Annotated in this window: 28 protein-coding genes and 1 tRNA gene; 8 read left to right on the forward strand and 21 right to left on the reverse strand. The window is 60.5% G+C overall.

Annotated elements, in window-relative coordinates:
• Positions 1 to 2: 2 nt before the first annotated feature.
• The 7 genes from pth to AB9N64_RS21340 form a co-directional block, all read right to left on the reverse strand.
• Positions 3 to 587, reverse strand: coding sequence for an aminoacyl-tRNA hydrolase (pth, locus tag AB9N64_RS21310; RefSeq protein ID WP_010213318.1), 585 nt, complete (start codon positions 585 to 587; stop codon positions 3 to 5).
• A 167-nt stretch (positions 588 to 754) separates the two neighbouring features.
• Complete coding sequence (locus tag AB9N64_RS21315) at positions 755 to 1,354, reverse strand: 50S ribosomal protein L25/general stress protein Ctc (protein ID WP_003188351.1); 600 nt, start codon at positions 1,352 to 1,354, stop codon at positions 755 to 757.
• Between the two features lie 137 nt (positions 1,355 to 1,491).
• Positions 1,492 to 2,433 carry a ribose-phosphate pyrophosphokinase gene (locus tag AB9N64_RS21320; RefSeq protein WP_003171603.1) on the reverse strand — a complete coding sequence of 314 codons (942 nt, stop codon included), beginning with the start codon at positions 2,431 to 2,433 and terminating at the stop codon, positions 1,492 to 1,494.
• A gap of 46 nt (positions 2,434 to 2,479) precedes the next feature.
• Positions 2,480 to 2,554, reverse strand: a tRNA-Gln gene (locus tag AB9N64_RS21325).
• 37 nt (positions 2,555 to 2,591) lie between these two features.
• Positions 2,592 to 3,395 carry a 4-(cytidine 5'-diphospho)-2-C-methyl-D-erythritol kinase gene (gene ispE / locus AB9N64_RS21330; RefSeq protein WP_178114207.1) on the reverse strand — a complete coding sequence of 268 codons (804 nt, stop codon included), beginning with the start codon at positions 3,393 to 3,395 and terminating at the stop codon, positions 2,592 to 2,594.
• 49 nt (positions 3,396 to 3,444) lie between these two features.
• Entirely contained in the window at positions 3,445 to 4,062 is a 618-nt protein-coding gene (lolB, locus tag AB9N64_RS21335) for a lipoprotein insertase outer membrane protein LolB (protein ID WP_003188354.1), read from the reverse strand.
• 4 nt (positions 4,063 to 4,066) lie between these two features.
• Positions 4,067 to 5,791: a tetratricopeptide repeat protein gene (locus AB9N64_RS21340; protein ID WP_014716833.1), complete on the reverse strand. Its 1,725-nt coding sequence runs from the start codon at positions 5,789 to 5,791 to the stop codon at positions 4,067 to 4,069.
• 244 nt (positions 5,792 to 6,035) lie between these two features.
• On the opposite strand from AB9N64_RS21340, the gene hemA reads away from it, so the two are divergent.
• The 6 genes from hemA (at position 6,036) to AB9N64_RS21370 (ending at position 11,401) form a co-directional block, all read left to right on the forward strand.
• Positions 6,036 to 7,325 (forward strand): glutamyl-tRNA reductase, encoded by a 1,290-nt coding sequence (gene hemA, locus AB9N64_RS21345; RefSeq protein WP_003188356.1) that lies wholly within the window; start codon positions 6,036 to 6,038, stop codon positions 7,323 to 7,325.
• Positions 7,322 to 8,404 carry a peptide chain release factor 1 gene (gene prfA, locus AB9N64_RS21350; RefSeq protein WP_014716834.1) on the forward strand — a complete coding sequence of 361 codons (1,083 nt, stop codon included), beginning with the start codon at positions 7,322 to 7,324 and terminating at the stop codon, positions 8,402 to 8,404. The genes hemA and prfA overlap by 4 nt, the downstream gene beginning before the upstream one ends.
• A complete protein-coding gene (gene prmC / locus AB9N64_RS21355) occupies positions 8,405 to 9,235 on the forward strand; it encodes a peptide chain release factor N(5)-glutamine methyltransferase (protein WP_069868928.1) in 831 nt (276 codons plus the stop codon).
• Complete coding sequence (locus AB9N64_RS21360; RefSeq protein ID WP_014716836.1) at positions 9,229 to 9,984, forward strand: molybdopterin-synthase adenylyltransferase MoeB; 756 nt, start codon at positions 9,229 to 9,231, stop codon at positions 9,982 to 9,984. The genes prmC and AB9N64_RS21360 overlap by 7 nt, the downstream gene beginning before the upstream one ends.
• A complete protein-coding gene (gene murI / locus AB9N64_RS21365) occupies positions 9,977 to 10,771 on the forward strand; it encodes a glutamate racemase (RefSeq protein WP_014716837.1) in 795 nt (264 codons plus the stop codon). The genes AB9N64_RS21360 and murI overlap by 8 nt, the downstream gene beginning before the upstream one ends.
• Before the next feature lie 111 nt (positions 10,772 to 10,882).
• The gene (locus AB9N64_RS21370) at positions 10,883 to 11,401 is read left to right on the forward strand and encodes an acyloxyacyl hydrolase (protein WP_073453465.1); all 519 of its coding nucleotides are present in this window, start codon (positions 10,883 to 10,885) and stop codon (positions 11,399 to 11,401) included.
• A 141-nt stretch (positions 11,402 to 11,542) separates the two neighbouring features.
• On the opposite strand, the gene AB9N64_RS21375 is transcribed toward AB9N64_RS21370, so the two are convergent.
• From AB9N64_RS21375 to AB9N64_RS21430, 12 genes are all read right to left on the reverse strand, one after another.
• Positions 11,543 to 11,845: a YkgJ family cysteine cluster protein gene (locus tag AB9N64_RS21375; protein WP_003188364.1), complete on the reverse strand. Its 303-nt coding sequence runs from the start codon at positions 11,843 to 11,845 to the stop codon at positions 11,543 to 11,545.
• Positions 11,846 to 11,899: 54 nt separating this feature from the next.
• A complete protein-coding gene (locus AB9N64_RS21380) occupies positions 11,900 to 12,391 on the reverse strand; it encodes a DUF2878 domain-containing protein (protein WP_371359660.1) in 492 nt (163 codons plus the stop codon).
• Positions 12,384 to 13,655 (reverse strand): cyclopropane-fatty-acyl-phospholipid synthase family protein, encoded by a 1,272-nt coding sequence (locus AB9N64_RS21385; protein ID WP_020302482.1) that lies wholly within the window; start codon positions 13,653 to 13,655, stop codon positions 12,384 to 12,386. Before AB9N64_RS21385 ends, AB9N64_RS21380 begins: the two co-directional genes overlap by 8 nt.
• On the reverse strand, positions 13,642 to 14,451 hold the full coding sequence (locus tag AB9N64_RS21390) for a DUF1365 domain-containing protein (RefSeq protein ID WP_371359661.1): 810 nt from the start codon (positions 14,449 to 14,451) through the stop codon (positions 13,642 to 13,644). Before AB9N64_RS21390 ends, AB9N64_RS21385 begins: the two co-directional genes overlap by 14 nt.
• Positions 14,448 to 15,695, reverse strand: a complete 1,248-nt coding sequence (locus AB9N64_RS21395) for an NAD(P)/FAD-dependent oxidoreductase (protein WP_032903980.1) — start codon at positions 15,693 to 15,695, stop codon at positions 14,448 to 14,450. The genes AB9N64_RS21390 and AB9N64_RS21395 overlap by 4 nt, the downstream gene beginning before the upstream one ends.
• Positions 15,692 to 16,474, reverse strand: a complete 783-nt coding sequence (locus AB9N64_RS21400; RefSeq protein WP_032903982.1) for an SDR family oxidoreductase — start codon at positions 16,472 to 16,474, stop codon at positions 15,692 to 15,694. Before AB9N64_RS21400 ends, AB9N64_RS21395 begins: the two co-directional genes overlap by 4 nt.
• Complete coding sequence (locus tag AB9N64_RS21405) at positions 16,471 to 16,893, reverse strand: nuclear transport factor 2 family protein (RefSeq protein ID WP_020302485.1); 423 nt, start codon at positions 16,891 to 16,893, stop codon at positions 16,471 to 16,473. The genes AB9N64_RS21400 and AB9N64_RS21405 overlap by 4 nt, the downstream gene beginning before the upstream one ends.
• Entirely contained in the window at positions 16,886 to 18,328 is a 1,443-nt protein-coding gene (gene phrB, locus AB9N64_RS21410) for a deoxyribodipyrimidine photo-lyase (protein ID WP_014716845.1), read from the reverse strand. Before phrB ends, AB9N64_RS21405 begins: the two co-directional genes overlap by 8 nt.
• Entirely contained in the window at positions 18,329 to 19,258 is a 930-nt protein-coding gene (locus AB9N64_RS21415; protein ID WP_014716846.1) for a MerR family transcriptional regulator, read from the reverse strand.
• A 3-nt stretch (positions 19,259 to 19,261) separates the two neighbouring features.
• Positions 19,262 to 20,221: a DUF523 and DUF1722 domain-containing protein gene (locus AB9N64_RS21420; protein WP_014716847.1), complete on the reverse strand. Its 960-nt coding sequence runs from the start codon at positions 20,219 to 20,221 to the stop codon at positions 19,262 to 19,264.
• A 112-nt stretch (positions 20,222 to 20,333) separates the two neighbouring features.
• Positions 20,334 to 20,549, reverse strand: a complete 216-nt coding sequence (locus AB9N64_RS21425) for a TIGR02450 family Trp-rich protein (RefSeq protein ID WP_014716848.1) — start codon at positions 20,547 to 20,549, stop codon at positions 20,334 to 20,336.
• A complete protein-coding gene (locus AB9N64_RS21430) occupies positions 20,546 to 21,532 on the reverse strand; it encodes an NAD(P)/FAD-dependent oxidoreductase (RefSeq protein WP_014716849.1) in 987 nt (328 codons plus the stop codon). Before AB9N64_RS21430 ends, AB9N64_RS21425 begins: the two co-directional genes overlap by 4 nt.
• A gap of 212 nt (positions 21,533 to 21,744) precedes the next feature.
• Between AB9N64_RS21430 and AB9N64_RS21435 the strand changes: the two genes are divergently transcribed.
• Positions 21,745 to 22,644, forward strand: coding sequence for a TIGR01777 family oxidoreductase (locus AB9N64_RS21435; protein ID WP_014716850.1), 900 nt, complete (start codon positions 21,745 to 21,747; stop codon positions 22,642 to 22,644).
• Between the two features lie 14 nt (positions 22,645 to 22,658).
• Positions 22,659 to 23,684: a ferrochelatase gene (gene hemH / locus AB9N64_RS21440; protein ID WP_014716851.1), complete on the forward strand. Its 1,026-nt coding sequence runs from the start codon at positions 22,659 to 22,661 to the stop codon at positions 23,682 to 23,684.
• A gap of 143 nt (positions 23,685 to 23,827) precedes the next feature.
• On the opposite strand, the gene AB9N64_RS21445 is transcribed toward hemH, so the two are convergent.
• The gene (locus AB9N64_RS21445) at positions 23,828 to 24,664 is read right to left on the reverse strand and encodes an IS3 family transposase (protein ID WP_371360382.1); all 837 of its coding nucleotides are present in this window, start codon (positions 24,662 to 24,664) and stop codon (positions 23,828 to 23,830) included.
• Positions 24,661 to 24,963: a transposase gene (locus AB9N64_RS21450; RefSeq protein WP_014717988.1), complete on the reverse strand. Its 303-nt coding sequence runs from the start codon at positions 24,961 to 24,963 to the stop codon at positions 24,661 to 24,663. The genes AB9N64_RS21445 and AB9N64_RS21450 overlap by 4 nt, the downstream gene beginning before the upstream one ends.
• Positions 24,964 to 25,013 lie beyond the last annotated feature (50 nt).

Raw genomic sequence — 25,013 nt, forward strand, 5'->3', positions numbered from 1 at the left:
AGTCAGGCCTTCTGGCTGTGCAGGTTTTTCATCGCACGGTTCCATTCACCGGCGAAGATATCCGGCAGCACGCCGAGGGCAAAATCGATGCTGGCATCGAGTTTTTCCTGTTCGGCGCGTGGCGCACGACCCAGGACGAAATTTGAAACCATACTGGCAACGCCTGGGTGGCCAATGCCGAGCCGCAGACGGTAAAAATTATTCTGATTGCCCAACTGCGCGATGATGTCACGCAGGCCATTGTGCCCACCATGCCCGCCGCCGAGCTTGAGCTTGGCTACGCCGGGTGGCAAGTCCAGTTCGTCATGGGCCACCAGGATTTCTTCGGGTTTGATCCGGAAGAAGCCCGCAAGCGCCGCGACAGCCTGGCCGCTGCGGTTCATATAGGTGGTGGGAATCAGTAGACGAACATCCTGACCCTGGTGCGAGAAGCGCCCGGTCAGGCCAAAATATTTGCGATCGGCCACCAGGTTGACGCCTTGGGCGTGGGCGATGCGCTCAACAAAAAGGGCCCCCGCGTTATGCCGGGTCTGTTCGTATTCGGCGCCTGGATTTCCCAGGCCAACGATCAGTTTAATGGCAGTCACGACAGGAGCCCTTCCTTTGGAGTTGTGGATAACATCGCCGTACCCAGGTGCGGCGAAAGTGGACGACACTACATCATTTACTCAAGAGTAAACGCCGCGTTATCGCCCGCTTTCTCGCTACGTTTCGGTCCGCGATGTTTCCTCAAGCTCCGGCAATACAGAGTGAATTACTCTGCAGCGCCTTCTTCAGCTTCTTCTGGAGCAACGCGTGGAGCGTGAACGTTGGCAACAGCTTTGTCATCACCGTGAGCCAGTGCGACAAACTCAACGCCTTTAGGGGCCTTGAGGTCGGACAGGTGAACGATGGCGCCGATTTCCAGAGCCGACAGGTCGACTTCGATGAACTCAGGCAGGTCTTTCGGCAGGCAGGTCACTTCGATTTCGTTCAGGACGTGAGAGATCTCGCCGCCTTTCTTGACCGGAGCTTCTTCACCCACAAAGTGCACAGGCACGATGGCGGTCAGTTTCTGGCCAGCTACAACGCGAACGAAGTCAGCGTGCATGATGAACTGCTTGGAAGGGTGACGCTGCATCGCTTTAACGATGACGTTCTGCTTGGCGCCGTCGACGTTCAGCTCGATAACGTGGCTGTAGGCAGCTTCGTTTTCGAACAGCTTGGCGATTTCCTTGGCCAGGATGGTCACGGATTCAGCAGGCTTGTTACCACCGTAGACAACGGCTGGGATGTTGGCGGCGTGACGCAGGCGGCGGCTCGCACCTTTCCCCAGGTCAGTACGCGCTTGGGCGTTCAGAGTAAATTCGTTCATGTTGTATCTCCAAAATAGCCATCATCGAGGGGCGTTTGCGACCAGCGCCGAACTCGATATGGGCAAAAAAGCCCCGCCCCAGCGGAATGCTGGGGCGGGGCGCTTTTCGTCAGTGAGGTGATCCGTTGGTTTGACCCTTAACGGAACATCGCGCTGATCGATTCTTCATTGCTGATGCGGCGAACCGCTTCGGCAACGACCGGTGCAATATCCAGTTGGCGGATACGTGCACAGGCTTGAGCTGCGGCGGACAACGGGATGGTGTTAGTCACCACCAGTTCGTCCAGCACGGAGTTCTCGATGTTTTCGATCGCTCGGCCCGACAGCACAGGGTGTGTGCAGTAGGCGAAGACTTTTGCTGCACCGTGCTCTTTCAAGGCTTTCGCCGCGTGGCACAGCGTGCCGGCGGTGTCGACCATGTCATCAACCAGAATACAGGTGCGCCCTTCGACATCACCGATGATATGCATCACTTCAGAGTGATTGGCTTTCTCACGGCGTTTGTCGATGATCCCGAGGTCCACGCCCAGGGATTTGGCAACAGCCCGTGCACGCACGACGCCACCAATGTCCGGGGACACGATCATCAGGTTTTCAAAGCGCTGGTCTTCGATGTCATCCACCAGGACGGGGGAGCCGTAGATGTTATCTACCGGAATATCGAAGAACCCCTGGATTTGGTCAGCGTGCAGGTCAACCGTGAGCACACGGTCGATACCTACCACGGTCAGCATGTCAGCAACGACTTTCGCGCTGATAGCTACACGTGCGGAGCGCGGACGGCGATCCTGACGGGCATAACCAAAGTAAGGGATTACAGCTGTGATTCGAGTCGCTGAGGAGCGGCGGAAGGCATCAGCCATCACGACGAGTTCCATCAGGTTATCGTTGGTCGGAGCGCAGGTCGGCTGAATAATGAAGACGTCTTTACCGCGGACATTTTCATTGATCTCGGCTGTAATTTCGCCGTCGGAGAATTTACCGACAGAGATGTCACCGAGAGGGATATGCAGCTGACGTACGACACGTCGAGCCAGATCGGGGTTGGCATTCCCCGTAAAGACCATCATCTTGGACACGCGCAGTACCTAGAGGCTGAGGGTAACCTGGATGAGTATTAGAAAATGGCAGGGGCGGCTGGATTCGAACCAACGCATGGCAGGATCAAAACCTGCTGCCTTACCGCTTGGCGACGCCCCTGTATCTGTTGCAACGAGTGCCTAACACTCGGTTCCTTTTAGAGCAGACTTTGCAGCTTGCGATGCAACATCGAAACGTTGCTTCCTTTTGCTACAAACCCTGTAAGGGTCTCTGTAAGAAGGGCCGAGACTTTATCAGCTTCAGCTTTGCTTGGGAAGCCCCCAAACACACAACTTCCAGTGCCGGTTAATTTTGCTTCGGTAAATTTACCTAACAAATTCAAAGCGTTACGTACCTCTGGATAACGCCTTGCTACAACCGGTAAGCAGTCATTTCGACTGTTTCCCTTGGGAACGGGGCGCACTTTAATGGGAGAAGAGTTACGTGTCAACAACGGATCTGAAAAAATTTCTGCTGTACTTACAGATACTTGCGGCACCAGCACGACATACCAAGGTTCTTCGGGCTCTACAGGGGTGAGTTTCTCCCCAACGCCTTCAGCAAATGCGGCGTGCCCCCGCACGAAAACCGGGACGTCGGCGCCCAGCGTGAGGCCCAGCGCAGCAAGGCGATCGTGGTCCCAGCCCAGTTGCCATAAGTGATTGAGGCCCAACAAAGTGGTCGCGGCATTGGAGCTGCCGCCACCGATACCCCCGCCCATGGGCAGGATTTTGTCGATCCAGATATCAATGCCAAGTGGGCAGCCGGATTGTGCCTGAAGTTTTTTGGCTGCCCGCACAATCAGATTGCTGTCGTGGGGCACGCCGTCGAATTCGGTGTGCAGTTGGATTACGCCATCCTCACGCACGGCAAAGGTCAGCTCATCGCCGTAGTCGAGAAACTGAAACAGCGTCTGCAACTCGTGGTAGCCATCTTCACGACGGCCAAGGATGTGCAGCATCAGGTTGAGCTTGGCCGGGGAGGGCAGGGTCAATTTTTGTGCGGACACGTTATTGCCCCAGTTTGCGCGGTTGCCAGTCCTTGATCACCAGCGTGACATCAAGGTCGGTGCCATGCAGCTTGATACGTTCGGGAAGCCAATAGCCGCTTTGCTCCACGTAGCTCAAATATTCGACCTGCCAGCCATCCTGCTCCAGGGTGGCGAGGCGGCTGTCGCCATTGAGGCTCAGCCGGCTCTTGCTGTCAGGTGCCGGCAGGCCGCGGACCCACCAGACCAGATGAGAGACGGGCAGCTTCCAGCCAATCTGCTGCTCCAGCAGTTCTTCCGGAGAGGTTGCCTCGTAGCGGCCCTGATTGGCCACTTCCAGGCTTACTTGCCCTGGCCTGCCAGTCAGGCGGGCTGCGCCACGACCCAGGGGGCCCGAGAGGCGAATGTCGTAGTAGTCCTGGCGTTGCAGCCAGAACAGGGTGCCGCTGCCGGAGTCTTTCGGCGCACGCACCCCGACCTTGCCCTCGATCTGCCAGCCATCGATGCTGCTGAGCTGGTCCTTGTGTTGTTTCCATTGTGCCGGGTTGCCCTGGCCTTCAACGGATTCACGGCTGCCGATGCCCGCGCAACCGGCGAGCAGGGCGATGAAACTGAAAACGATAATGTGGCGCAAGAACATAAGCTTAAAGGGTCTCGGATCCGGTCAGGCGCTTGATGGTGCTGCGCAGGATAGGGCTGTCGGGTTGTTCCTTGAGGAACTTTTCCCAGATTTGTCGGGCTTCGCGCTGCTTGCCATTGGCCCAGAGCACTTCGCCCAGGTGTGCGGCAACTTCCTGGTCCGGGAAACGCTCCAGCGCCTGGCGCAGTAAGCGCTCGGCCTCGTCGAGGTTGCCCAGGCGGTAATTCACCCAGCCCAGGCTGTCGAGTACGGCCGGGTCTTCCGGGTTGAGCGCGTGGGCCTGTTCGATCAGCACCTTGGCTTCGGCGTAGCGCGTGGTGCGATCGGACAAGGTGTAGCCCAGGGCGTTAAGGGCCATGGCGTTGTCCGGGTCACGTTTGATGATCAGGCGCAGGTCTTTCTCCAACTGCGCCAGGTCATTGCGTTTTTCCGCCTGCATGGCGCGGGTGTACAGCAGGTTCAAATCGTCGGGGTATTGCAGCAACGCCTGTTGCAATAACTTCCAGGCGCGTTCGCCCTGCTTGTTGGCCGATAAGGTCTCGGCCTGGATCAGGTACAGCTGGATCGCATAGTCCGGCTCGGCATCGCGGGCCGCGGCCAGGCGTTTTTCCGCTTCGTCGGTGCGGCCGTTGCTCATCAGGATGTCGGCTTGGCGCAACTGCGCTGGCAGATAATCATTGCCGGGGCCGACTTGGGCGTATTCAAGCAGGGCCGCCTGCGGGTCGTTGCGCTCTTCAGCGATGCGGCCCAGGTTCAAGTGCGCCGAATCCACGTGGCTGTCACGTTCGATCAGCTCTTGCAGGTAGCCCTTGGCCTCGTCCCAGGCCTTGGCTTCCAGGCACACCAATGCCAGGGAATAACGCAGTTCGTCGTCGTCCGGGTATTGCTGGACCAGGTTGGCGAACTGCACTTTGGCGTCTTCCATCCGGTCCTGCTCAACCAGCATGCGTGCATAGGTCAGGAGCAGGCGCTTGTCGCCGGGGTATTTCTTGATGCTTTTTTCCAGCAGCGGAATCGCTTCCTTGCCGCGGTTAAGGCTTTGCAGCAGGCGTGCACGCAACAGGATCGGCGCGATTTCGCCTTCTTCCGGCGGGTTCTGTTCCAAGAGGTTGAGCGCGGCGTCGGCTTCATCGTCCTGTTGCAGCAGCAGGGCCTTGCCGAAAATCAACTGGCTGTTCTTCGGATGCTTTTGCAGCAGGCGATCGAAACTCTTCATCAGGCCGTTGCGCGTGTCCTGGTCGGTGTCGGCGGCCGATAGCGCAAGAAAGTCAAAATGTGTGTCGCCCTTGCCCTGCAGAACCTTCTCCATATAGACCATGGAGTCGTCATAGCGCCCGGCACGCGCCAGTTGCACCGCCGCGGCGCGTTGGGCTTCCAGATCATCCGGCGCGTTTTTGGCCCAGATCAGCGAGGTGTCCAGCGCTGCCTGGTCGGCGCCCAGGTATTCGGCGATGCGAAACGCTCGCTCGGAAATCCCCGGGTCCTGGGTGTTGATGGCCTGGGTCACGTAATTATCCAGCGCAATATCGAAGCGATTGCGCTGGCCGGCCAGTTCAGCGGTCAGCAGGCTGTAGATCGTTTCTTCACTGAACGAGGAATAAACCTTGGGTTTTTCAGGGGCGGGAGTGCTGTCTTCCACCGGCGACGTAGCGTCCGGCGACACGGGTGCCATGGCCTGGCAGCCGCTGAGGAAGACAAAAGCGAGGAGCAACGCGGAAGATCTATTCATATAGGAAGAGGACGACTAACCTGCGGTCGGATCATCATGACACAAGCCTTCGGCCAAACATAACCGGGGCACTCGGAATACGACTATTGCTGCCTTTTGCCTTTCCTTTGTAGGCGCGAGCTTGCTCGCTCCTACAAAAGTGCATTGATAGGCATAAGATATAGGGACAATAGACGACGGTGGTTGTTCTGGATCTTTCGAAGTAGGACAATTGTCGGCTTCCCGACATCATCAGCGATATTGAATGGCCTTCCTCGCACTCGGTATTAACCACAAGACTGCCTCCGTAGACGTGCGCGAGCGCGTGGCGTTTACGCCAGAGCAGTTGGTTGAGGCCCTGCAGCAGCTCTGCCGGCTTACCGACAGCCGCGAAGCTGCGATTCTTTCGACCTGCAATCGCAGCGAGCTCTATATAGAGCAGGAACATCTCTCGGCGGATGTGGTGCTGCGCTGGCTGGCCGATTATCACCATTTGAGCCTCGATGACCTGCGCGCCAGCGCTTATGTGCATGAAGAGGATGCGGCAGTTCGTCACATGATGCGCGTGGCGGCCGGTCTCGACTCGCTGGTGTTGGGTGAACCGCAGATTCTCGGCCAGATGAAGTCCGCCTACGCCGTGGCGCGTGAGGCCGGCACCGTCGGCCCATTGCTGGGCCGCCTGTTCCAGGCCACCTTCAATTCCGCCAAGCAAGTGCGTACCGATACGGCCATCGGCGAAAACCCGGTGTCCGTGGCCTTTGCCGCTGTGAGCCTGGCCAAGCAGATTTTCAGCGACTTGCAGCGCAGCCAGGCCCTGCTGATCGGCGCTGGTGAAACCATCACCTTGGTGGCCCGTCACCTGCACGATCTTGGCGTGAAGCGCATCGTGGTCGCCAACCGCACCCTGGAGCGCGCCAGCATTCTGGCCGAGCAGTTCGGTGCGCATGCGGTGCTGCTGTCGGACATTCCCGCTGAACTGGTACGCAGTGATATCGTCATCAGTTCCACCGCCAGCCAATTGCCGATTCTGGGCAAGGGCGCGGTCGAGAGCGCGTTGAAGCTGCGCAAGCACAAGCCGATCTTCATGGTGGATATCGCCGTTCCCCGGGATATCGAGCCCGAAGTCGGCGAGTTGGACGACGTTTACCTCTATAGCGTCGATGATCTGCATGAAGTGGTCGCTGAAAACCTCAAGAGCCGGCAGGGTGCCGCCCAGGCCGCCGAGGAAATGGTCAGCACCGGTGCCGAAGATTTCATGGTGCGCCTGCGTGAACTGGCGGCAGTGGATGTGCTCAAGGCGTATCGTCAGCAGGGTGAACGCCTGCGTGATGAAGAGTTGCTCAAGGCCCAGCGCATGCTGGCCAATGGCAGTGGCGCCGAAGAGGTGCTGATGCAATTGGCCCGTGGCCTGACCAACAAACTGCTTCACGCGCCTAGCGTCCAGTTGAAAAAGCTTACCGCCGAAGGCCGCCTCGATGCGCTGGCCATGGCCCAGGAACTCTTTGCCCTCGGTGAGGGCGCGTCAGACAGCTCTTCGGATAAAAAACCGCAATGAAAGCGTCACTGCTCAATAAACTGGACGTGCTCCAGGACCGTTTCGAAGAACTGACCGCCTTGCTCGGCGATGGCGAGGTCATTTCCGATCAGACCAAATTCCGTGCCTATTCCAAGGAATACGCCGAAGTTGAGCCCATTGTGGCCACCTATAAAAACCTGCTGAAAGTCCAGGCCGACCTCGAAGGTGCCCAGGCCCTGCTCAAGGACAGCGACCCGGACATGCGTGAAATGGCCGTGGAAGAAGTCCGCGAAGCCAAGGACAAACTCGCTGAGCTTGAGGGTGACTTGCAACGCATGTTGCTGCCCAAGGACCCTAACGACGGACGCAACGTGTTCCTCGAAATCCGCGCCGGCACCGGTGGCGACGAGGCGGCGATTTTCTCCGGCGACCTGTTCCGCATGTATTCGCGTTATGCCGAGCGTCGTGGCTGGCGGGTGGAGATCCTTTCCGAGAACGAGGGCGAGCACGGCGGCTATAAAGAAGTCATCGCCCGGGTTGAAGGCGACAACGTCTATGGCAAGCTGAAGTTCGAGTCCGGTGCGCACCGCGTACAGCGGGTGCCAGCGACCGAATCCCAGGGCCGTATCCACACCTCGGCGTGCACCGTCGCGGTGTTGCCTGAGCCGGACGAACAGGAAGCCATCGAGATCAACCCGGCGGACTTGCGCGTCGACACTTACCGCTCATCCGGCGCGGGTGGCCAGCACGTTAACAAGACCGACTCGGCGATCCGTATCACTCACTTGCCGTCGGGCATTGTGGTGGAGTGCCAGGAAGAACGTTCCCAGCACAAGAACCGTGCACGGGCCATGTCCTGGTTGTCGGCCAAGTTGAACGACCAGCAGACCAGCGCCGCGGCCAACGCAATTGCCAGCGAACGCAAGCTGCTGGTGGGCTCCGGCGACCGCTCCGAGCGTATCCGCACCTACAACTTTGCCCAAGGCCGGGTTACCGACCATCGGGTCAACCTCACCCTGTACTCCCTCGACGAAATTCTCGCCGGTGGCGTGGATGCGGTGATCGAGCCGTTGCTCGCCGAATACCAGGCCGACCAACTGGCGGCGATAGGTGACTGAATGACCATCATTGCCAGCCTGCTGCGCGCCGCTGACCTGCCCGACTCGCCAACGGCGCGCCTGGACGTGGAGTTGCTGCTGGCCGCTGCCCTGGGCAAATCGCGCAGCTACCTGCATACCTGGCCGGAAAAGATCGTCAGCAGCGAAGATGCCCTGACCTTTGCCGGCTACCTGCAGCGACGCCGCAGCGGCGAGCCGGTGGCCTATATCCTCGGCCAGCAAGGCTTCTGGAAACTCGACCTGGAAGTAGCACCGCACACTTTGATCCCCCGCCCGGAAACTGAGTTGCTGGTGGAAGCTGCCCTGGAATTGCTGCCCGCCACGCCCGCCCAGATCCTGGACCTGGGCACCGGCAGCGGTGCCATCGCCTTGGCCCTGGCCAGCGAACGTCCGGCCTGGCAGGTCACGGCGGTCGACCGCGTGCTGGAGGCCGTGGCCCTGGCCGAGCGCAATCGTCAACGTCTGCACCTCAATAACGCTACGGTGCTCAACAGCCATTGGTTCAGCGCCCTGCAAGGCCACCGCTTCGACCTGATCATCAGCAACCCGCCCTACATTGCCGACAATGACCCGCACCTGGCGGCCGGCGATGTGCGCTTCGAACCGGCCAGTGCGCTGGTGGCGGGGCACGATGGTCTGGACGACTTGCGCCTGATCACCCAAGAGTCTCCTGACCACCTGAACGACGGAGGCTGGCTGTTGCTCGAGCACGGTTACGACCAGGCCCAGGCCGTGCGCGATTTGTTGCTGAACCAGGGCTTTGACGGCGTACACAGCCGCATCGATCTCGGCGGTCACGAGCGCATCACCTTGGGGCGCCGCCCGTGCTGACCGACCAGGAGCTGTTGCGCTATAGCCGGCAGATTCTGTTGCAGCCTGTCGACATCGACGGCCAATTGCGCCTGAAGCAGAGTCGCGCGTTGATCGTCGGCCTGGGTGGCCTGGGCGCTCCGGTGGCGCTTTACCTGGCCGCTGCCGGGGTGGGCGAATTGCACCTGGCGGATTTCGATACAGTCGATTTGACCAACCTGCAACGCCAGATCATCCATGACACCGACAGCGTGGGGCAGACCAAGGTCGATTCGGCCATGGGGCGCCTGAGGGCGATCAACCCTGAAGTCACCCTGGTCGCCTATCGTGCTGCGCTGGATGCCGACTCGCTGGCCGCTGCGGTCAACGCAGTGGACCTGGTGCTCGATTGCAGCGACAACTTCTCTACCCGCGAGGCGGTCAACGCGGCCTGCGTCGCCGCCGGCAAACCCCTGGTCAGTGGCGCGGCCATTCGCCTTGAGGGGCAGTTGTCGGTATTCGACCCCCGTCGCGCCGACAGCCCCTGTTACCACTGTTTGTACGGGCACGGCAGCGACACTGAACTGACCTGCAGCGAAGCCGGCGTTGTCGGGCCGTTGGTGGGGGTGGTTGGCAGCCTGCAAGCGCTGGAAGCCTTGAAGCTGCTGGCCGGTTTTGGTGAGCCGTTGGTGGGGCGCCTGTTGTTGATCGATGCGCTGACCACGCGTTTTCGCGAGTTGCGCGTCAAGCGTGACCCAGGCTGCAGCGTCTGCGGGGCAAAGCATGGTTAAGGGCGCGCCTATTGGTGTGTTCGATTCCGGCATCGGCGGCCTCACGGTGCTGGAAGAAATCCAGCAGTTGTTGCCCCACGAGTCACTGTTGTACGTGGCTGACTGCGGGCACATTCCTTATGGCGAGAAAACGCCGGCGTTCATTCTTGAGCGTTCTCGCTCGGTCGCTGAGTTTTTCCGCGAGCGGGGCGCCAAGGCCTTTGTGATTGCCTGTAATACGGCGACTGTCGCCGCCGTGGCCGACTTACGCCAGGATTACCCTGACTGGCCATTGGTCGGTATGGAGCCTGCGGTGAAACCTGCGGCCGCAGCCACGCGCAGTGGCGTGGTGGGTGTGCTCGCCACCACCGGTACCCTGCAAAGCGCCAAGTTCGCCGCCTTGCTCGACCGCTTCGCCACCGATGTGCGAGTGATTACCCAGCCGTGCCCAGGCCTGGTGGAGCTGATTGAAGCCGGCGACCTCAACAGCCCGGCCTTGCGCGCCCTGCTGCAAGGCTATGTCGAGCCGCTGCTCAGCGCCGGTTGCGACACCATCATCCTGGGTTGCACTCATTACCCCTTCCTCAAGCCACTCCTGGCGCAGATGCTGCCCCCCAGCATCATCCTCATTGATACCGGCGCCGCTGTGGCGCGCCAGCTCAAGCGCTTGCTGGGTGAGCGCGACCTGCTGGCCGCTGGCGAACCTGAAGCTACACAGTTCTGGACCAGCGGCGATCTGTGTCACCTAAGAAATATCCTACCGACACTTTGGAAACATCCTGGAGTTGTGCGAAGCTTTGGCTCGTGAAAATTTCGTGAAATAACACTGAAAAAAGCTGAACTTCTGGCTATGCGTCGGCTTCTATAGCCCGTTAGCCTGTACATAACCCAATTATTCCGTTTGCAAAGGACGTTTCACATGAAGCGCTTGTTCTGTTTGGCTGCGATTGCGGCCGCTATGTTGGGACACTCTGTTTCAGCCCAGGCCGCCGGCCTGGAGTTCGGCTTGGGGAGCACCAGCGATTCGACGCTGACCTACCGCCTGGGCCTGACCTCCGATTGGGACAAAAGCTGGATGCAGAGCAATGTCGGCCGACTGACCGGCTACTGGAGCGGCGCCTATACCTATTGGGAAGGGGACGAGCGTGCAGGCGCCAGCAGCCTGTCGTTCTCGCCGGTATTTGTGTATGAGTTTGCCGGCGAGTCGGTCAAGCCCTACATCGAAGCCGGTATCGGCGTGGCGTTGTTCTCTCGCACTCGGCTGGAAGACAACAACATCGGCCAGTCCTTCCAGTTCGAAGACCGCCTGGGTTTCGGCCTGCGGTTCAACGGCGGGCATGAAGTGGGCATTCGTGCCACGCATTATTCCAATGCCGGCATCAGCAGCAATAACGATGGGGTAGAGAGCTACTCGCTGCACTACACCATGCCGCTCTAATCTCAAGAACACTTGGCCCCCCTGTGGGAGCGGGCTTGCTCGCGAAAGCGGTGTATCAGCTAGCACATACTTAGACTGACCCACCGCATTCGCGAGCAAGCCCGCTCCCACACAAGCCCGTGATCGTCACGAAGTTCGGGGTCAGCGATAGGCCGTGGTAATACCTTCGCGCTCTTCAAGGCATTCCGGCGCCCCCATCTCGAACTCCCGGCAAATCAACGGCCGAAGCTCATAGATCGTGCACATCATCGTGTCGCGGTCCAGCGCTGCGCACCAGCCGTCGTCCAGGCGCAGCATCACCTCACCTCCCCAATCGTCGGTATCGATAAAGCGTTGCGGCACGCCGGTGTCGGTGATCAGCATGACTTCCAGCTGGCAGCAACAGGCCGCGCACGTCGAGCAGGTGACGGGTTCGGTGATTTGAATGTGAGGGATGTTGGTCATAGGCGCGCAGTGTAAGGCAAGTGCGCTAGACGCGTATGAATGCTCGGACGGGCGTCAGTATTCCAGCCTCTGTGCAACCCCGTGCAACAGCGGAAAGAGCATGGCCCATAACAGCGCCAGGCCGATCAGTGTCGGGGTGGTGCCGTACGCAAAACTCACGCCTGCCAATTGGCTGCCGGCGTAATAAGACAACGGCCCGCCCACCGCGCCTAGCAGGCTGGCCAGCCACCAGGGCCGTGCGCTCCAGGCCAGGCAATGGCGCAAGGTGGTGGCCAGCAAGGCCCATAACAGTATCAGCCACAGCGGAATCAGTGGTCCCGGCGTATTGAACTCAAACACGCCGAGCCCGCGCAGTGCTGTATCGACCAGCGTTCCCAGCACCGTCACGGCCAGAATCACTTGCCCCACTCTTGCCCAAGCACTTATCCACAGCAAGTGTGCGCCCAGTGCCGCGACGCCGATCAGCAACCAACGGCTATCGCCGCCGAGTACGCAGGCAAACCAGCCGCACTGAAACAGCACGGCATTGGCCAGGGATTTAAGCACTGAAACGCCCGAGCAGCGGCGGATTGATGGCCGCCGGTTTGGCCAGCAGCAACTGCGCGGTGCCGATGGTGCGCTCCATAAAGCCGCCTTCGCAGTAGCACAGGTAAAACTCCCACAGGCGCAGGAAGTATTCGTCATAACCGAGTTCCGCAAGACGGCCATGGGCGCGGCGAAAGTTTTCATGCCACAGGCGCAGGGTGCGAGCGTAGTGCAGGCCGAAGTCTTCCATGTGCAGCAGGTTCATGTCGGTGTCGCGGCTGACGATCTGCAGCATGTTTTGCACACAGGGCAGCGCGCCGCCGGGGAAGATGTAGCGCTGGATAAAGTCGACGCTGCGCTTGGCCTGTTCAAAGCGCTGTTCACGTATGGTGATGGCTTGCAGCAGCATCAGGCCGTCGGGCTTGAGCAACTGGGCACATTGTTTGAAATAGGTGGGCAGGAAACGATGGCCCACCGCTTCAATCATTTCGATCGACACCAGCTTGTCGTACTCACCGGTGAGGTCGCGGTAATCGCTCAGCAGCACGGTCACTTGATCTTGCAGGCCCAGCGCCTCGATACGCTGGGCGGTGTAGGCGAACTGCTCCTTGGACAAGGTCGTGGTGGTGACCCGGCAACCATAATGCTGCGCCGCATACAACGCCATGCTGCCCCAGCCGGTACCGATTTCCAGCAGATGGTCGCTGGGCTTGAGCGCCAGTTTCTGGCAAATCCGCGCCAGCTTGTTCAGCTGTGCCTGCTCCAGGGTGTCATCAGGCGTCAGGAACTGCGCCGCCGAGTACATCATGGTGGGGTCGAGAAATTCTTCGAACAGGTCGTTGCCCAGGTCGTAATGGGCGGCGATGTTTTTTTGCGAGCCTTTGCGTGTGTTGCGGTTGAGCCAGTGCAGGCCCTGAGTGAACGGCCGGGCCAGGCGTGCCAGCCCGCCTTCCATGGCGTCGAGCACCTCCAGATTGCTGACCATCACCCGCACGACGGCGGTGAGGTCGGGGCTGGTCCAGTAACCATGGATAAACGCTTCGCCAGCGCCGATCGATCCATTGGCCGCTACCAGCCCCCATACCGCCGCGTCGAGAATCTGGATCTCGCCCAGCAGGTGCGCTTCCCGTGCGCCGAAGACTTGCCGCTCGCCATCCTCGATGATCACCAACTGGCCGTGGCGCAATTGGCTGAGCTGGCGCAACACGCCTTTGCGCAACAGCGCAGCGGTCATGCCGTTGACGTTCAGGCGGTTAGCCTTGACCGATAAGCTAGGGGATTTCATGGTGGCGATCCTTGGTATACCCGACTGCGGTGCGAGAGGCGCCATCGGCGGCCTGGTGGGAAAAAATCGGTGTGCGTTTGAGCAGCAGGCGCAAGGCTTGCCAGTAGATCGCAAGGCCGGTCTTGGCGGTCATCCAGGGGAAGCGCCACAGATAGCGATGCAGGCTGGCGCGGCTCAGTGCCTGTTTTTCCAGGCTCAAGGTGGCGTCGAAGACTTTTTGCGTGCCCTGCCAATCGGCCATATGCACGCCGAGCCTGGCTGCGGGCGGGCTGAAACTCATGCGGTATTCCAGCTCGCGAGGCAAAAACGGCGACACATGGAAGGCCTTGGCCACGGCGAAATGCTGGTGCTCATCGGCGCCCAGTGCCTGGGCAGGCAGCACGTAGTGATAGCGCTCGCGCCATGGGGTGTTGGTCACTTCACACAGGATCGCGGCCAGTCGCCCGTCAGCCTCGAAGCAGTAGAAGAAACTCACTGGGTTAAAAGCCAGGCCCCAACTGCGGGCCTGGGTCAGCAGGCAGATAGCGCCCTGGGGCGTATGCCCCAGGGCCTTGCCGACTTCGTCGCGCACAGCATCGCTCAAGCTCATGCCGTGGCGCGTGAATTCCCGCAGGTAATCCTGCTGGCGGAAACCGAAAGGCGCCAGGCGACTCGTGCCAGCCAGCGGCGAGAGCCCCAGTACTTCGTCCTCTTCGCTGAGGTCCAGGTACAGCAGGCCGATGCGGTAGCGAAAGGCGTGGGCCTTGGGCTTAAACCGCCGATGGGCGATCCAGCCGCTGTACAGGGCGCTGTTCACAGGGTTTCCCCAAACGCCTGGGCCACGCGCAGAGCGCTGACCACGCCGTCTTCGTGAAAGCCGCTGGCCCAGTAGGCCCCGCAGTAGAAGGTATTGCGCACGCCGTTCAATTCTTCCCAGCGTGCCTGTGCGGCGACTGCGGCCAGGCTGTATTGCGGATGGGCGTAGGTGTAGCGCGCCAGGATCTTCAGCGGGTTGATCATCGGCGTCTGGTTGAGGCTGACGCAAAAGGTAGTGGCGCTGTCGATGCCTTGCAAGATGTTCATGTCATAGGTGACGGCGGCCTGTTGTTGCACGTTGCCCGTCAGCCGATAGTTCCAGCTGGCCCAGGCCAGTTTGCGGTCGGGCAGCAGGCGTGTGTCGGTGTGCAGCACCACGTCGTTGTCGGCGTAGGGCAGGGCACCGAGGATCTGCTGTTCGGCCTGGCTGGGGTCATCGAGCAAGGCCAGGGCCTGATCGCTGTGGCAGGCGAACACCACGCGGTCGAAGGTTTCGCTGCCGGCCGGGCTGTGGATAACCACACCCTCGTCGCTGCGTTGCACCTTATGCACAGGGCAGTTGAGCCGTATCTGTTCGCGAAAGCTGCGGGTCAGCGGCTCGATATAACAGCTGGAGCCGCCTTCGATCACGCACCATTGCGGGCGGTTGCTCACCGAAAGCAAGCCGTGATTCTTGAAGAAGCGCACAAAAAACTGCAGCGGAAACTTGAGCATATCGGCCAAGGACATCGACCAGATGGCCGCGCCCATCGGCACGATGTAATGCCGGATAAACCTGGGGCCATAGCCGCCAGCGGTGAGGTAATCGCCCAGGGTCATGTCGGCGCTGATGCGCTGCTCTTGCAAGTCCAGGGGCGCCTGGCGATTGAAGCGCAGGATATCGCGCAACATGCCCCAGAACCCCGGCGACAGGATGTTGCGGCGCTGGGCAAACAGGCTGTTGAGGTTGTTGCCGTTGTACTCAAAGCCAGTGCTTTGGTCACACACCGAAAAGCTCATCTCGGTGGGTTTGAACCTGACCCCGATCTGCTCCAGCAGACGGATGAAGTTGGGGTAGGTCCAGTCGTTGAACACAATGAAGCCCGTGTCCACCGCATAGCTTTTGCCGTCGACCGTCACCTTGGCCGTGTGGGTATGCCCGCCAATGCAGTCACTGGCCTCGAACAGCGTAATGTCGTGGCGACGGCTGAGCAGGTAGGCGCTGGTCAGCCCGGCGATGCCGCTGCCGATAATGGCGATCTTCACAGGTCGTCCTTCTTCGGTGGCGGGCTGCGCAGCATGCGTTTGCCGATGATCAGTTGCGCGCGGTTGGGCAGCTTCGACAGCGGCCACAAGGTGGCAATGAACAGGGCCGGAAAGGCGATTTCCAGCGGGCGTTTTTCCAGCTTGGCGAAGATGTGTTTCGCGGCTTTGTCGGCCGGCCAGCTCAGGGGCATCGGGAAATCATTGCGCTCGGTCAGCGGCGTGTCGACGAAGCCTGGGCTGATCACCGTGACATCGATGTTTTCTGGCGACAGGCCGATACGCAGGGATTCGAACAAGTAACGCAGGCCGGCCTTGGACGCGCCGTAGGCTTCGGCGCGAGGCATGGGCAGGTAGGTCACGGCACTGGCCACGCCCACCAGATGCGGGGTACGCCCGGCGCGCAACAGCGGCAGCGCGGCCTCGATGCAATAACTGCTCGCCAGCAGGTTGGTACGCACCACGTGCTCGATGATCGAGGCGTCAAATTGCCGGGCGTCGACGTATTCACAAGTGCCGGCGTTGAGGATCACCGTGTCCAGCGAACCCCAGACCTCGCTGATACGCTCACCGATCTCGCGCACGGTCTGGCTGTTGGTCAGGTCGCCGGCCACCACCAGCACCTGGCCTGGATATCGAACGGCGAGGGCATCCAGCGGGCCTTGGGTGCGGGAACTCAGGGCCACGTGGGCGCCGCTGTCGAGCAACTCCACGGCCAGCGCCGCACCGATACCACTGCTGGCGCCGGTCAGCCAATAACGACGGGGCGGTGTAAGGCTCATCCCATTCTCCTTTTCAGCCAACGAATAACGCGACCCAGTAGGGGGACATGTTCATAGAGCAGGGCGCCGGCATCGAAGTAGTCGCGATGGCGGTAAACCTTGTCGTGCCACATCAAATGGGAACAGCCTGGCACCTCGATCACCTGGCCGCCGGCCAGTCGTGGGTGACGAAAACGCATAGTCCAGCGCAGGTAGCCCTCGCCTTCGGCCACGGTATCGAAGCCGTGGAAGTCAAAGTTCAGCTCGCTGACGTTGCTGTACAAGTCGGCAAAGTAACGCTGCAACGCTGGCAGGCCCTGAACTTCATGCAGGGGGTCGGCGAAGGCGACGTCCTCGCTGTACAGGCGGCCGAGCAGGTGCAGGTTGTGCTTGTCCAGCGTGGCGAAGGTGTGGGCGAACTGGCGCAGGAAGTCACTCATGTTCGGCCATCTCCTGACGCGAAGGCAGCCGGCGAAATGCGGCCAAGGCACGCTCGCGAGACTGTTTCAAATCGACGATGGCACGCGGATAATCCGCCACGCCGAACAGGCCGCCAGCCGCTTCGGGGTTGTGCACTTGTTTTTTATTCAGCGCGGCCAGTTCCGGGAGCCAGCGTTTGATGAACACGCCGTCGCCGTCGAATTTTTCCGATTGGCTCAGCGGGCTGAATATCCGGAAATACGGCGCCGAGTCGGTGCCGGTGGACGAACTCCACTGCCAGCCGCCGTTGTTGGCCGCCAGATCACCGTCGATCAGGTGGCGCATGAAGAAGCGCTCGCCTTCGCGCCAGTCGATCAGCAGGTTTTTGGTCAGGAACATCGCCACCACCATGCGCAGGCGATTGTGCATCCAGCCGGTTTCCAGCAATTGGCGCATGGCCGCGTCGATGATCGGCAAGCCGGTGCGCGCCTGTTGCCAGGCGGCCAGGTCTTCGGGCGCCTTGCGCCAGGCCAGCGCTTCGGTTTCCGGGCGAAACGCGCGGTGGCGGGAAACCCGTGGGTAGCCGACCAGGATGTGCTTGTAGAACTCGCGCCACAGCAGCTCGTTGATCCAGGTGATTGCGCCGATGTCGCCGCTTTCGAACTCGCCCTGGTTGGTTTGCAGCGCGGCGTGCAAGCACTGGCGCGGCGAAACCACACCGGCGGCCAGGTAGGCAGAAAGCTGACTGGTGCCGGGCTTGGCCGGGAAGTCGCGTTCGTCCTTGTAATAGCTGATCTGCTGATCGGCGAAGGCATCAAGGCGACGGCGCGCTTCGTCTTCGCCAGCGGGCCAGAGGGCACGCAAGGTTTCGCTGGGTGTCGGGAACCCTTCGACTGCCGTTGGCACAGGGTCGCTCTTCACGCCAGGCTCGGCCTGGGCCTTTGGCGTCGGCACCCTGCGGGGCAGGGCGCTGTGCAGGCGGCTGTAGCAGACCTTGCGGAACTGGCTGAACACCTGGAAGTAGGTGCCGGTCTTGGTCAGCACACTACCCGGCTGGAAAAACAGTTGGTCCAGGTAGCTGTGGAAGGTCACGCCGTCAGCTTCCAGGGCCTGGGCCACGGCGCTGTCGCGGCGGCTCTCGTGAATGCCGTATTCCTCGTTGACGTGTACCGACTCCACCGACAGCTCGCGGCACAGTTGGCTCAGTACCGTCGGCGCCTGGTCCCAGGTCGCGGCGTGGCGGATTAACAGGGGGATGTTGAGGTTGTCCAGTGCCTGGCTCAGGTGCTGCAAGTTGCGCAGCCAGAAATCGACTTTGCACGGCGCGTCATCATGCGCCTGCCATTGCTCGGGCGTGATCAGGTAAACAGCCGCGACGGGGCCGCGCTGGCTCGCGGCCGCCAGGGCAGTGTTGTCGTGCAGGCGCAAGTCGGTGCGCAACCAGATCAGATGCATTCAGACAATTCCACGCTGGATCAATAATTGATGGGCCGACAACAGGTCCTCGGCCACGGACAACTCAGGGATGTCCTGGGTTAATACGCCCAACTCGGCGTGGTGGATGCACACCGTTGGTCCGGCAATCACGGTTGGGCAACGGATGCCGCCCAGCAGTTTGCTGAGGGCCGGCACCTGCAACGCCTTGCTCGAATACAGCAGCACCGCACGCGGTTGCAGGTGTTCCACCGCCAGGGCGAGTTCGCCCATCGGCAGCGGCCAATCGAACACTTCCACCGGGCAATCGGCACTGCTGGCCAGCCAGGCGCTGAGCCACAGGTGGGGTTCCAGGGGCAGGTCGGAATGATTGACCAGCAACAGCGGCGCGCCGTGGAGTTGACGATTGTTGTGATAGATCCGTGCGCCAAACTTGCTGCGCAGCCAGGACAGGAAGAACACCCGCTCCATCTGCGCGCCGAACTGGCCCTGCCAGCGTTGTTCCAGCTCGTTGAGCAGCGGCAGCATCAGTTGCTCGCACAAGGTGCGTGGTGGGTACAGCGCCATGGCCTGGTTGAAGGCGTCATCGACCCGGCGCTCGGCCAGTTCACTGATGGCACTCACCAAATGCTGGCGCAGGCTCTGCCACTCGTTTTCCATCGGCTCCGGGCTACCTTGGGCGGAGTCGATCAGCCCTTTGACCTGGCTGACCGGCACGCCGCGATTGAGCCAGGTGAGGATGGCCTGGATGCGTTGCACGTGTTCGGCGCTGAACAACCGATGCCCTTTGGGCGTGCGCTGGGGCACGATGAGGCCGTAGCGGCGCTCCCACGCGCGCAGCGTCACCGCATTCACGCCGGTCTGGCGCGCCACCTCGCGGATCGGCAGCCAACCGTTTTCCAGGGCCAGGGCGATGTCTTCGCCGGGTTCGTCGAGCAGGGCAGGTTTCATGGGTTAGATCGCATTACGCAGGCTGAGGTTTTCCGGGTGCGGTTGCAGGTAGGCCTGCTGCGCGATGTAGCGGTCCGGATGTTGGCGAAAGTGGTGCTTGAGCAGGGTCAGCGGCACCACCAGTGGCACGATGCCGTGGCGGTATTGGCCGATGACGGTCTGCATTTCCTGTTTGTCATCGGCGCTGATGGCCTGCTTGAGGTAGCCACTGATGTGTTGCAGCACATTGGTATGGGTACCGCGAGTCGCGCATTTTTTCAGGCCCGCCATCAGTTCGCTGAAATAGCCGTCGGCCAAAGCTTGCAGGTCAATGCCCTTACCCATGCTGCCGAGCAAGTGGCCCAGGCTTTTGTAATGCGCCGGGCTGTGGGCCATCAGCAGGTACTTGTAGCGCGAGTGAAACGTCAGCAAGCGGTGACGGGTAAGGCCGTCGGCCAATAGTTGCTGCCAACTGGCGTACACGAATACGCGGGTGAGGAAGTTTTCCCGCAGCACCGGGTCGTTCAGGCGACCGTCTTCCTCCACCGGCAGGTTGGGGTGGCGGGCACAAAACGCCTGGGCGTAAATACCGCGCCCGCCACCGTCGACGGGCGTGCCGTTGTCGCGGTACACCTTGACCCGCTCCAGCCCGCAAGACGGTGACTTTTGCATGAAAATGTAGCCGCACAGGTCGGTATGTTCCCGGGCCATTTGCTGGCCGTAATCGTCCAGTGGCTGAGTGACATTGAGCGCAGGGTTTACGCTGCCCACAGCCTGCGGTTGGTTGGGATCGCCGACCAGGCGGATCGCTTGCCGAGGAATGCCCAGGCCGATGGCAACTTCAGGGCACAACGGGACAAAATCGAAGTAGTCACTCAGGGTCTGGCTGCATAGCAGGGACTGTTTATGACCGCCATTGAAGCGCACGTTCTCACCCAGAAGGCAGGCGCTGATGGCGATCTTCGGTTTCACATGGCTGGACATAAGCAAACCTCTGCAAGAATCCTGTACAAGCTAAAAATCTTGTACAACTAAATCTCATCATAGGCTCGATGTTGTACAAGTCAAATAATTTGTACAGGTTTGTGCCGCCGCTTTATTTCCAGCCGATTTTCCAGTCTTCAGCGTTTTTCAGGGTCTGCCAGGGCAGGCGTTCGGCGCGCCGAGTAAGGATGGCCTGCAGTTCGATGTCCAGCACCGTGCCCTCGTCGTCACGGAACAACTCGGTGACCAGGAAGTGTTTTTCCTTGTGGCGAGGATGAGCTGCCGTCCATTTTGACAGCAGCAGTTTGGCGGGGTTGATGCGGTTCATTGCAGGTGCTCGATCAAGCGTCGCGCCGCTTCCTGGCCACTCAACCAGGCACCTTCCACCCGACCGGACAGGCACCAGTCGCCGCAAACGAACAAGCCCAGGTCGGCGTCGGCCAGCACACCGAACTCATGGCTGCTGGAGGGGCGTGCGTAGAGCCAGCGATGCGCCAGGCTGAACGACGGCGCGGGCATGGCGCTGTGCAGCAATTCGGCAAAGGCGCCGTGCAGGTGTTCGATCACCGCTTCCTTGGGCAGGTCTAGGTGGGCCTTGCTCCAGGCGCTGGTGGCGTGCAGCACCCAGGTGTCGAGGGTGGTGTCGCGCCCAGGCTTGCTGCGGTTGCGCGCCAGCCAGTCGAGGGGGCTGTCTTGCACGAAGCAGCCCTCCATCGGCGTATCCAGGGGCTTGTCGAACGCCAGGGCGATGGCCCAGGTCGGGTCCATTTTCACCCCGGCGGCGGCGCTCGCCAGCTTGGGCGCGGCGGCCAGCAGGGCGGTGGCTTGGGGCGCCGGCGTGGCAATGATCACGTGACTGAAAGGGCCGTGATTGCCGCCGTCCGCGTCGAGCAGGTTCCAGTGCTGCGTGCCCTGGAAGACTTCGGTGATGCGGCAACCGAACTCCACCGGCAAGTCGTCGAGCAGGGCGCGGGTGATGGCGCTCATGCGCGGTGTGCCCACCCAGCGGATCTGCTCATCGGGGGAGGGCGTCAATTGCCCGGACTTGAAGTTATACAGCTGGGGCTTCCACTGCTCGGCCCAGCCGTTGCTTTGCCAGCGCTGCACTTCGTTGACGAAGCGCCGGTCGCGGGCGGTGAAATATTGCGCGCCCATGTCCAGCGCGCCGGCGTCGCTGCGCTTACTGGACATGCGGCCACCGCTGCCGCGGCTTTTATCGAAGAGTTGTACTGCGTGCCCGGCGTCTTGTAACGCTCGGGCGGCGGAGAGACCGGCGATGCCGGTACCAATGATCGCGATGGGAACAGTCATGGGAGGCCTCGTTTTACCGTTGGGTACAGACTACGCCGACACCAATAGCTGTACAATATTGTTTTTTGGTATAAGTTTTGGCGTGCCTGATTGTGTGGCGTGACCTATGGTTAAGCTAAGGCTTGAACCCCCGTCACGCTCAATTATCAAATTGATCCCTGCTTATAAAATAGACCAGTGAGCGGCGGCGAACGTTACATGAGGAGAGTCCCATGCATATTTTGCTGACCGGCGGTACCGGCTTGATCGGTCGCCAACTCTGCAAGCACTGGCTCGCGCAAGGCCATCGCCTGACGGTGTGGAGCCGGCAACCGGAAACGGTCGCCCAGGTGTGTGGTGCGCAGGTGCTCGGGGTGGCTCGTCTACAAGAGGTGATTGGCGCGGTGGACGCGGTGGTCAACCTGGCAGGCGCGCCTATCGCCGACCGGCCTTGGACCCACAAGCGCAAGGCATTGCTGTGGAACAGTCGCATTCACCTCACCGAAACCTTGCTGGCCTGGATGGAAAGCCTGGAGCAAAAACCGGCGGTGCTGATCTCCGGTTCTGCGGTGGGTTGGTACGGCGACGGCGGCGAGCGCGAACTGACCGAAGCCAGCGGCCCGGTGCTGGATGACTTCCCCAGCCAGTTGTGTATCGCCTGGGAGGAAACCGCCCAGCGTGCCGAAGCCTTGGGCATTCGCGTGGTGCTGGTGCGTACGGGGTTGGTGCTGTCTGCCGAGGGCGGCTTTTTGTCGCGCCTGCTGCTGCCGTTCAAACTGGCGCTGGGCGGGCCGATTGGCAATGGACGGCAGTGGATGCCCTGGGTGCATATCAAGGATCAAATCGCCCTGATTGATTTTCTTCTGCACAAGCAAGACGCCAACGGTCCTTATAATGCCTGCGCGCCACACCCGGTGCGCAACCGCGAATTTGCCAAGACCTTGGGCCAGGTGCTGCACCGCCCGGCGTTCATGCCGATGCCGGCATTTGCGTTGAAGGTTGGCCTGGGTGAGTTGTCCGGCTTGTTGCTGGGCGGGCAAAAGGCTTTGCCTGAACGGCTGCAGGCCGCAGGTTTCACTTTCCAGTTCACTGAGTTGCGTGCGGCTCTGGACGACTTGTCCAGCCGCCTCTAAAGATAGGATGTTGCATGACCGATCACGCGTTGTTACTGGTCAACCTGGGTTCGCCAAAGTCCACTTCAGTGGCCGATGTGCGCAGCTACCTCAATCAGTTCCTGATGGACCCTTATGTGATCGACTTGCCGTGGCCGGTGCGGCGCTTGCTGGTGTCGCTGATCCTGATCAAGCGCCCCGAGCAATCGGCCCATGCCTATGCGTCGATCTGGTGGGACGAGGGCTCGCCGCTGGTGGTGCTGAGCCGCCGCCTGCAACAGCAGATGACCGCGCAGTGGACCCAGGGCCCGGTGGAACTGGCGATGCGTTACGGCGAACCGTCCCTGGAAACGGTCCTGACGCGCCTGGCCGCCCAGGGTATTCAAAAAATCACACTGGCGCCGTTGTACCCTCAATTTGCCGACAGCACCGTCACCACGGTGATAGAGGAAGCCAAGCGAGTGGTGCGCGACAAGCAACTGAATGTGCAGTTTTCGATCCTGCAACCGTTCTACGATCAGCCTGAGTACCTCGATGCGCTGGCGGCGAGTGTGCGCGCTTATGTGGAGCAGGATTACGATCACTTGCTGCTCAGTTTCCATGGTTTGCCTGAGCGTCACCTGACCAAGCTCGACCCTACCGGCCAGCACTGCTTCAAGGACGCCGACTGCTGCAAGAACGCATCCCCTGAAGTGCTTGCCACCTGTTACCGCGCGCAGTGCTTCAGCGTGGCGCGGGATGTGGCCGAGCGGCTGGGTTTGCCTGAGGGCAAATGGTCGGTGGCGTTCCAGTCCCGCCTGGGCCGGGCCAAGTGGATCGAACCCTACACCGAGGCGCGCCTTGAGGCATTGGCCCAGCAAGGGGTGAAGAAGCTGCTGGTGATGTGCCCGGCGTTCGTCGCCGACTGTATTGAGACGTTGGAGGAAATTGGCGATCGCGGTCGCGAGCAATTTCGTGAAGCGGGGGGCGAGGAGTTGGTGTTGGTGCCTTGCCTGAATGACGAGCCGCAGTGGGCGGCGGCGCTTAATACCCTGTGCGAACGGGCGCCGGTTGCCTTGTAATCGAGCCCTGCGGTGATCCAATTGTGGGAGCTGGCTTGCCTGCGATGGCGGCCTAACCGCGACGCTTCCCTACTTGACCCCCCGCGGACCAATTGTGGGAGCGGGCTTGAACTGGTCAAGTAATCTTGGACACCGATTAAGGTTCACGCCACCAACCTTTCCTTCGCGACCGGCGACCGGTAGTCGTTGTAGCTGTGAGGCCTGCTGATGTTGTAGCGCGAGACATAGCGCTGCACGTCTGCCTGGGCCTCATGTTCCAGTTTGTAGCCCGTTTCAGGAACCCACTCTGATTTCAAACTACCAAAGAAACGCTCCATGGGGGCGTTGTCCCAGCACTCGCCTTTACGGCTCATACTTTGTCTAAATCCGTGTTTCACAAGCTCGTTTCGGAATTTATGACTGGTGTACTGACAACCTTGGTCTGAATGAAACAACACATCCTGGGGGCGGCCGCGTAGCTCAACCGCCATGCGTAGCGCTTCGCAGGTCAGATTGGCATCAGAAATCATCGAGAACGACCAACCCACGATCCTCCGAGCGTACAAATCCAGAACGGCGGCGAAGTACATCCATCGCTTGCCGACCTTGATGTAAGTTACGTCGCCACACCACACCTGGTTAACCGCCGTTACATCAAATTTTCGCTTGAGCACGTGCGGCGCAACCAATGCCTCAACGCCCGGCGACTTGTACTTATGGCGCCTGCGCTGACGACTAGCGATGCCAGCTTCGCGCATCAAACTGCGAGCCATATAACGTCCGATACGATGCCCTTTGGCTTTTAGCTCCTTGGACAAAGTACGTGCGCCGGCCGACTCTCTGGACGCCCTGTGGTGCTTGACCAGCGCGGCTTTGAGCTTGTCCCGTTCAGGATTTGCTCTGCCCTGGCGCCGGCGCCAGGCGTAGAAACTACTACGGTTGATCCCAAACGCCCGGCAACACCTTTTAACGCCGTATTGCTCGTCCAGCTCATCGATCAGCGTGAATGATCTTTGGCGTCCAAAAGCAGGAGAGCACTGGCCTTTTTTAGGATTTCAATGTCCAGGTCTTTCTCCCTGAGTAGGGCTTTGAGCCTCTGGATTTCTCGCTGATCAGCGGTAATTGCCTTGGCCCCTACCGGGGTCGAACCCAGGCGTTCTTTCTGCACTTGATCGACCCAGCGGCGTAGAGCAGTGGGGCCGATATCTAGGCTGGCACAGACCTCAGTAACCGGCTGGCCTTCATCCAGCACCATGCTGGCAGCCTTGAGCTTGAACTCACTCGAATAAGATTTACGCATATCCAAACACCTCAGATTTGGGCGCTATCATAACGCCCGATTGAAGTGTC

This window comes from Pseudomonas sp. KT_2_4, assembly GCF_041410225.1.
In the GTDB taxonomy this organism is placed as follows: Bacteria; Pseudomonadota; Gammaproteobacteria; order Pseudomonadales; family Pseudomonadaceae; genus Aquipseudomonas; species Aquipseudomonas paracarnis.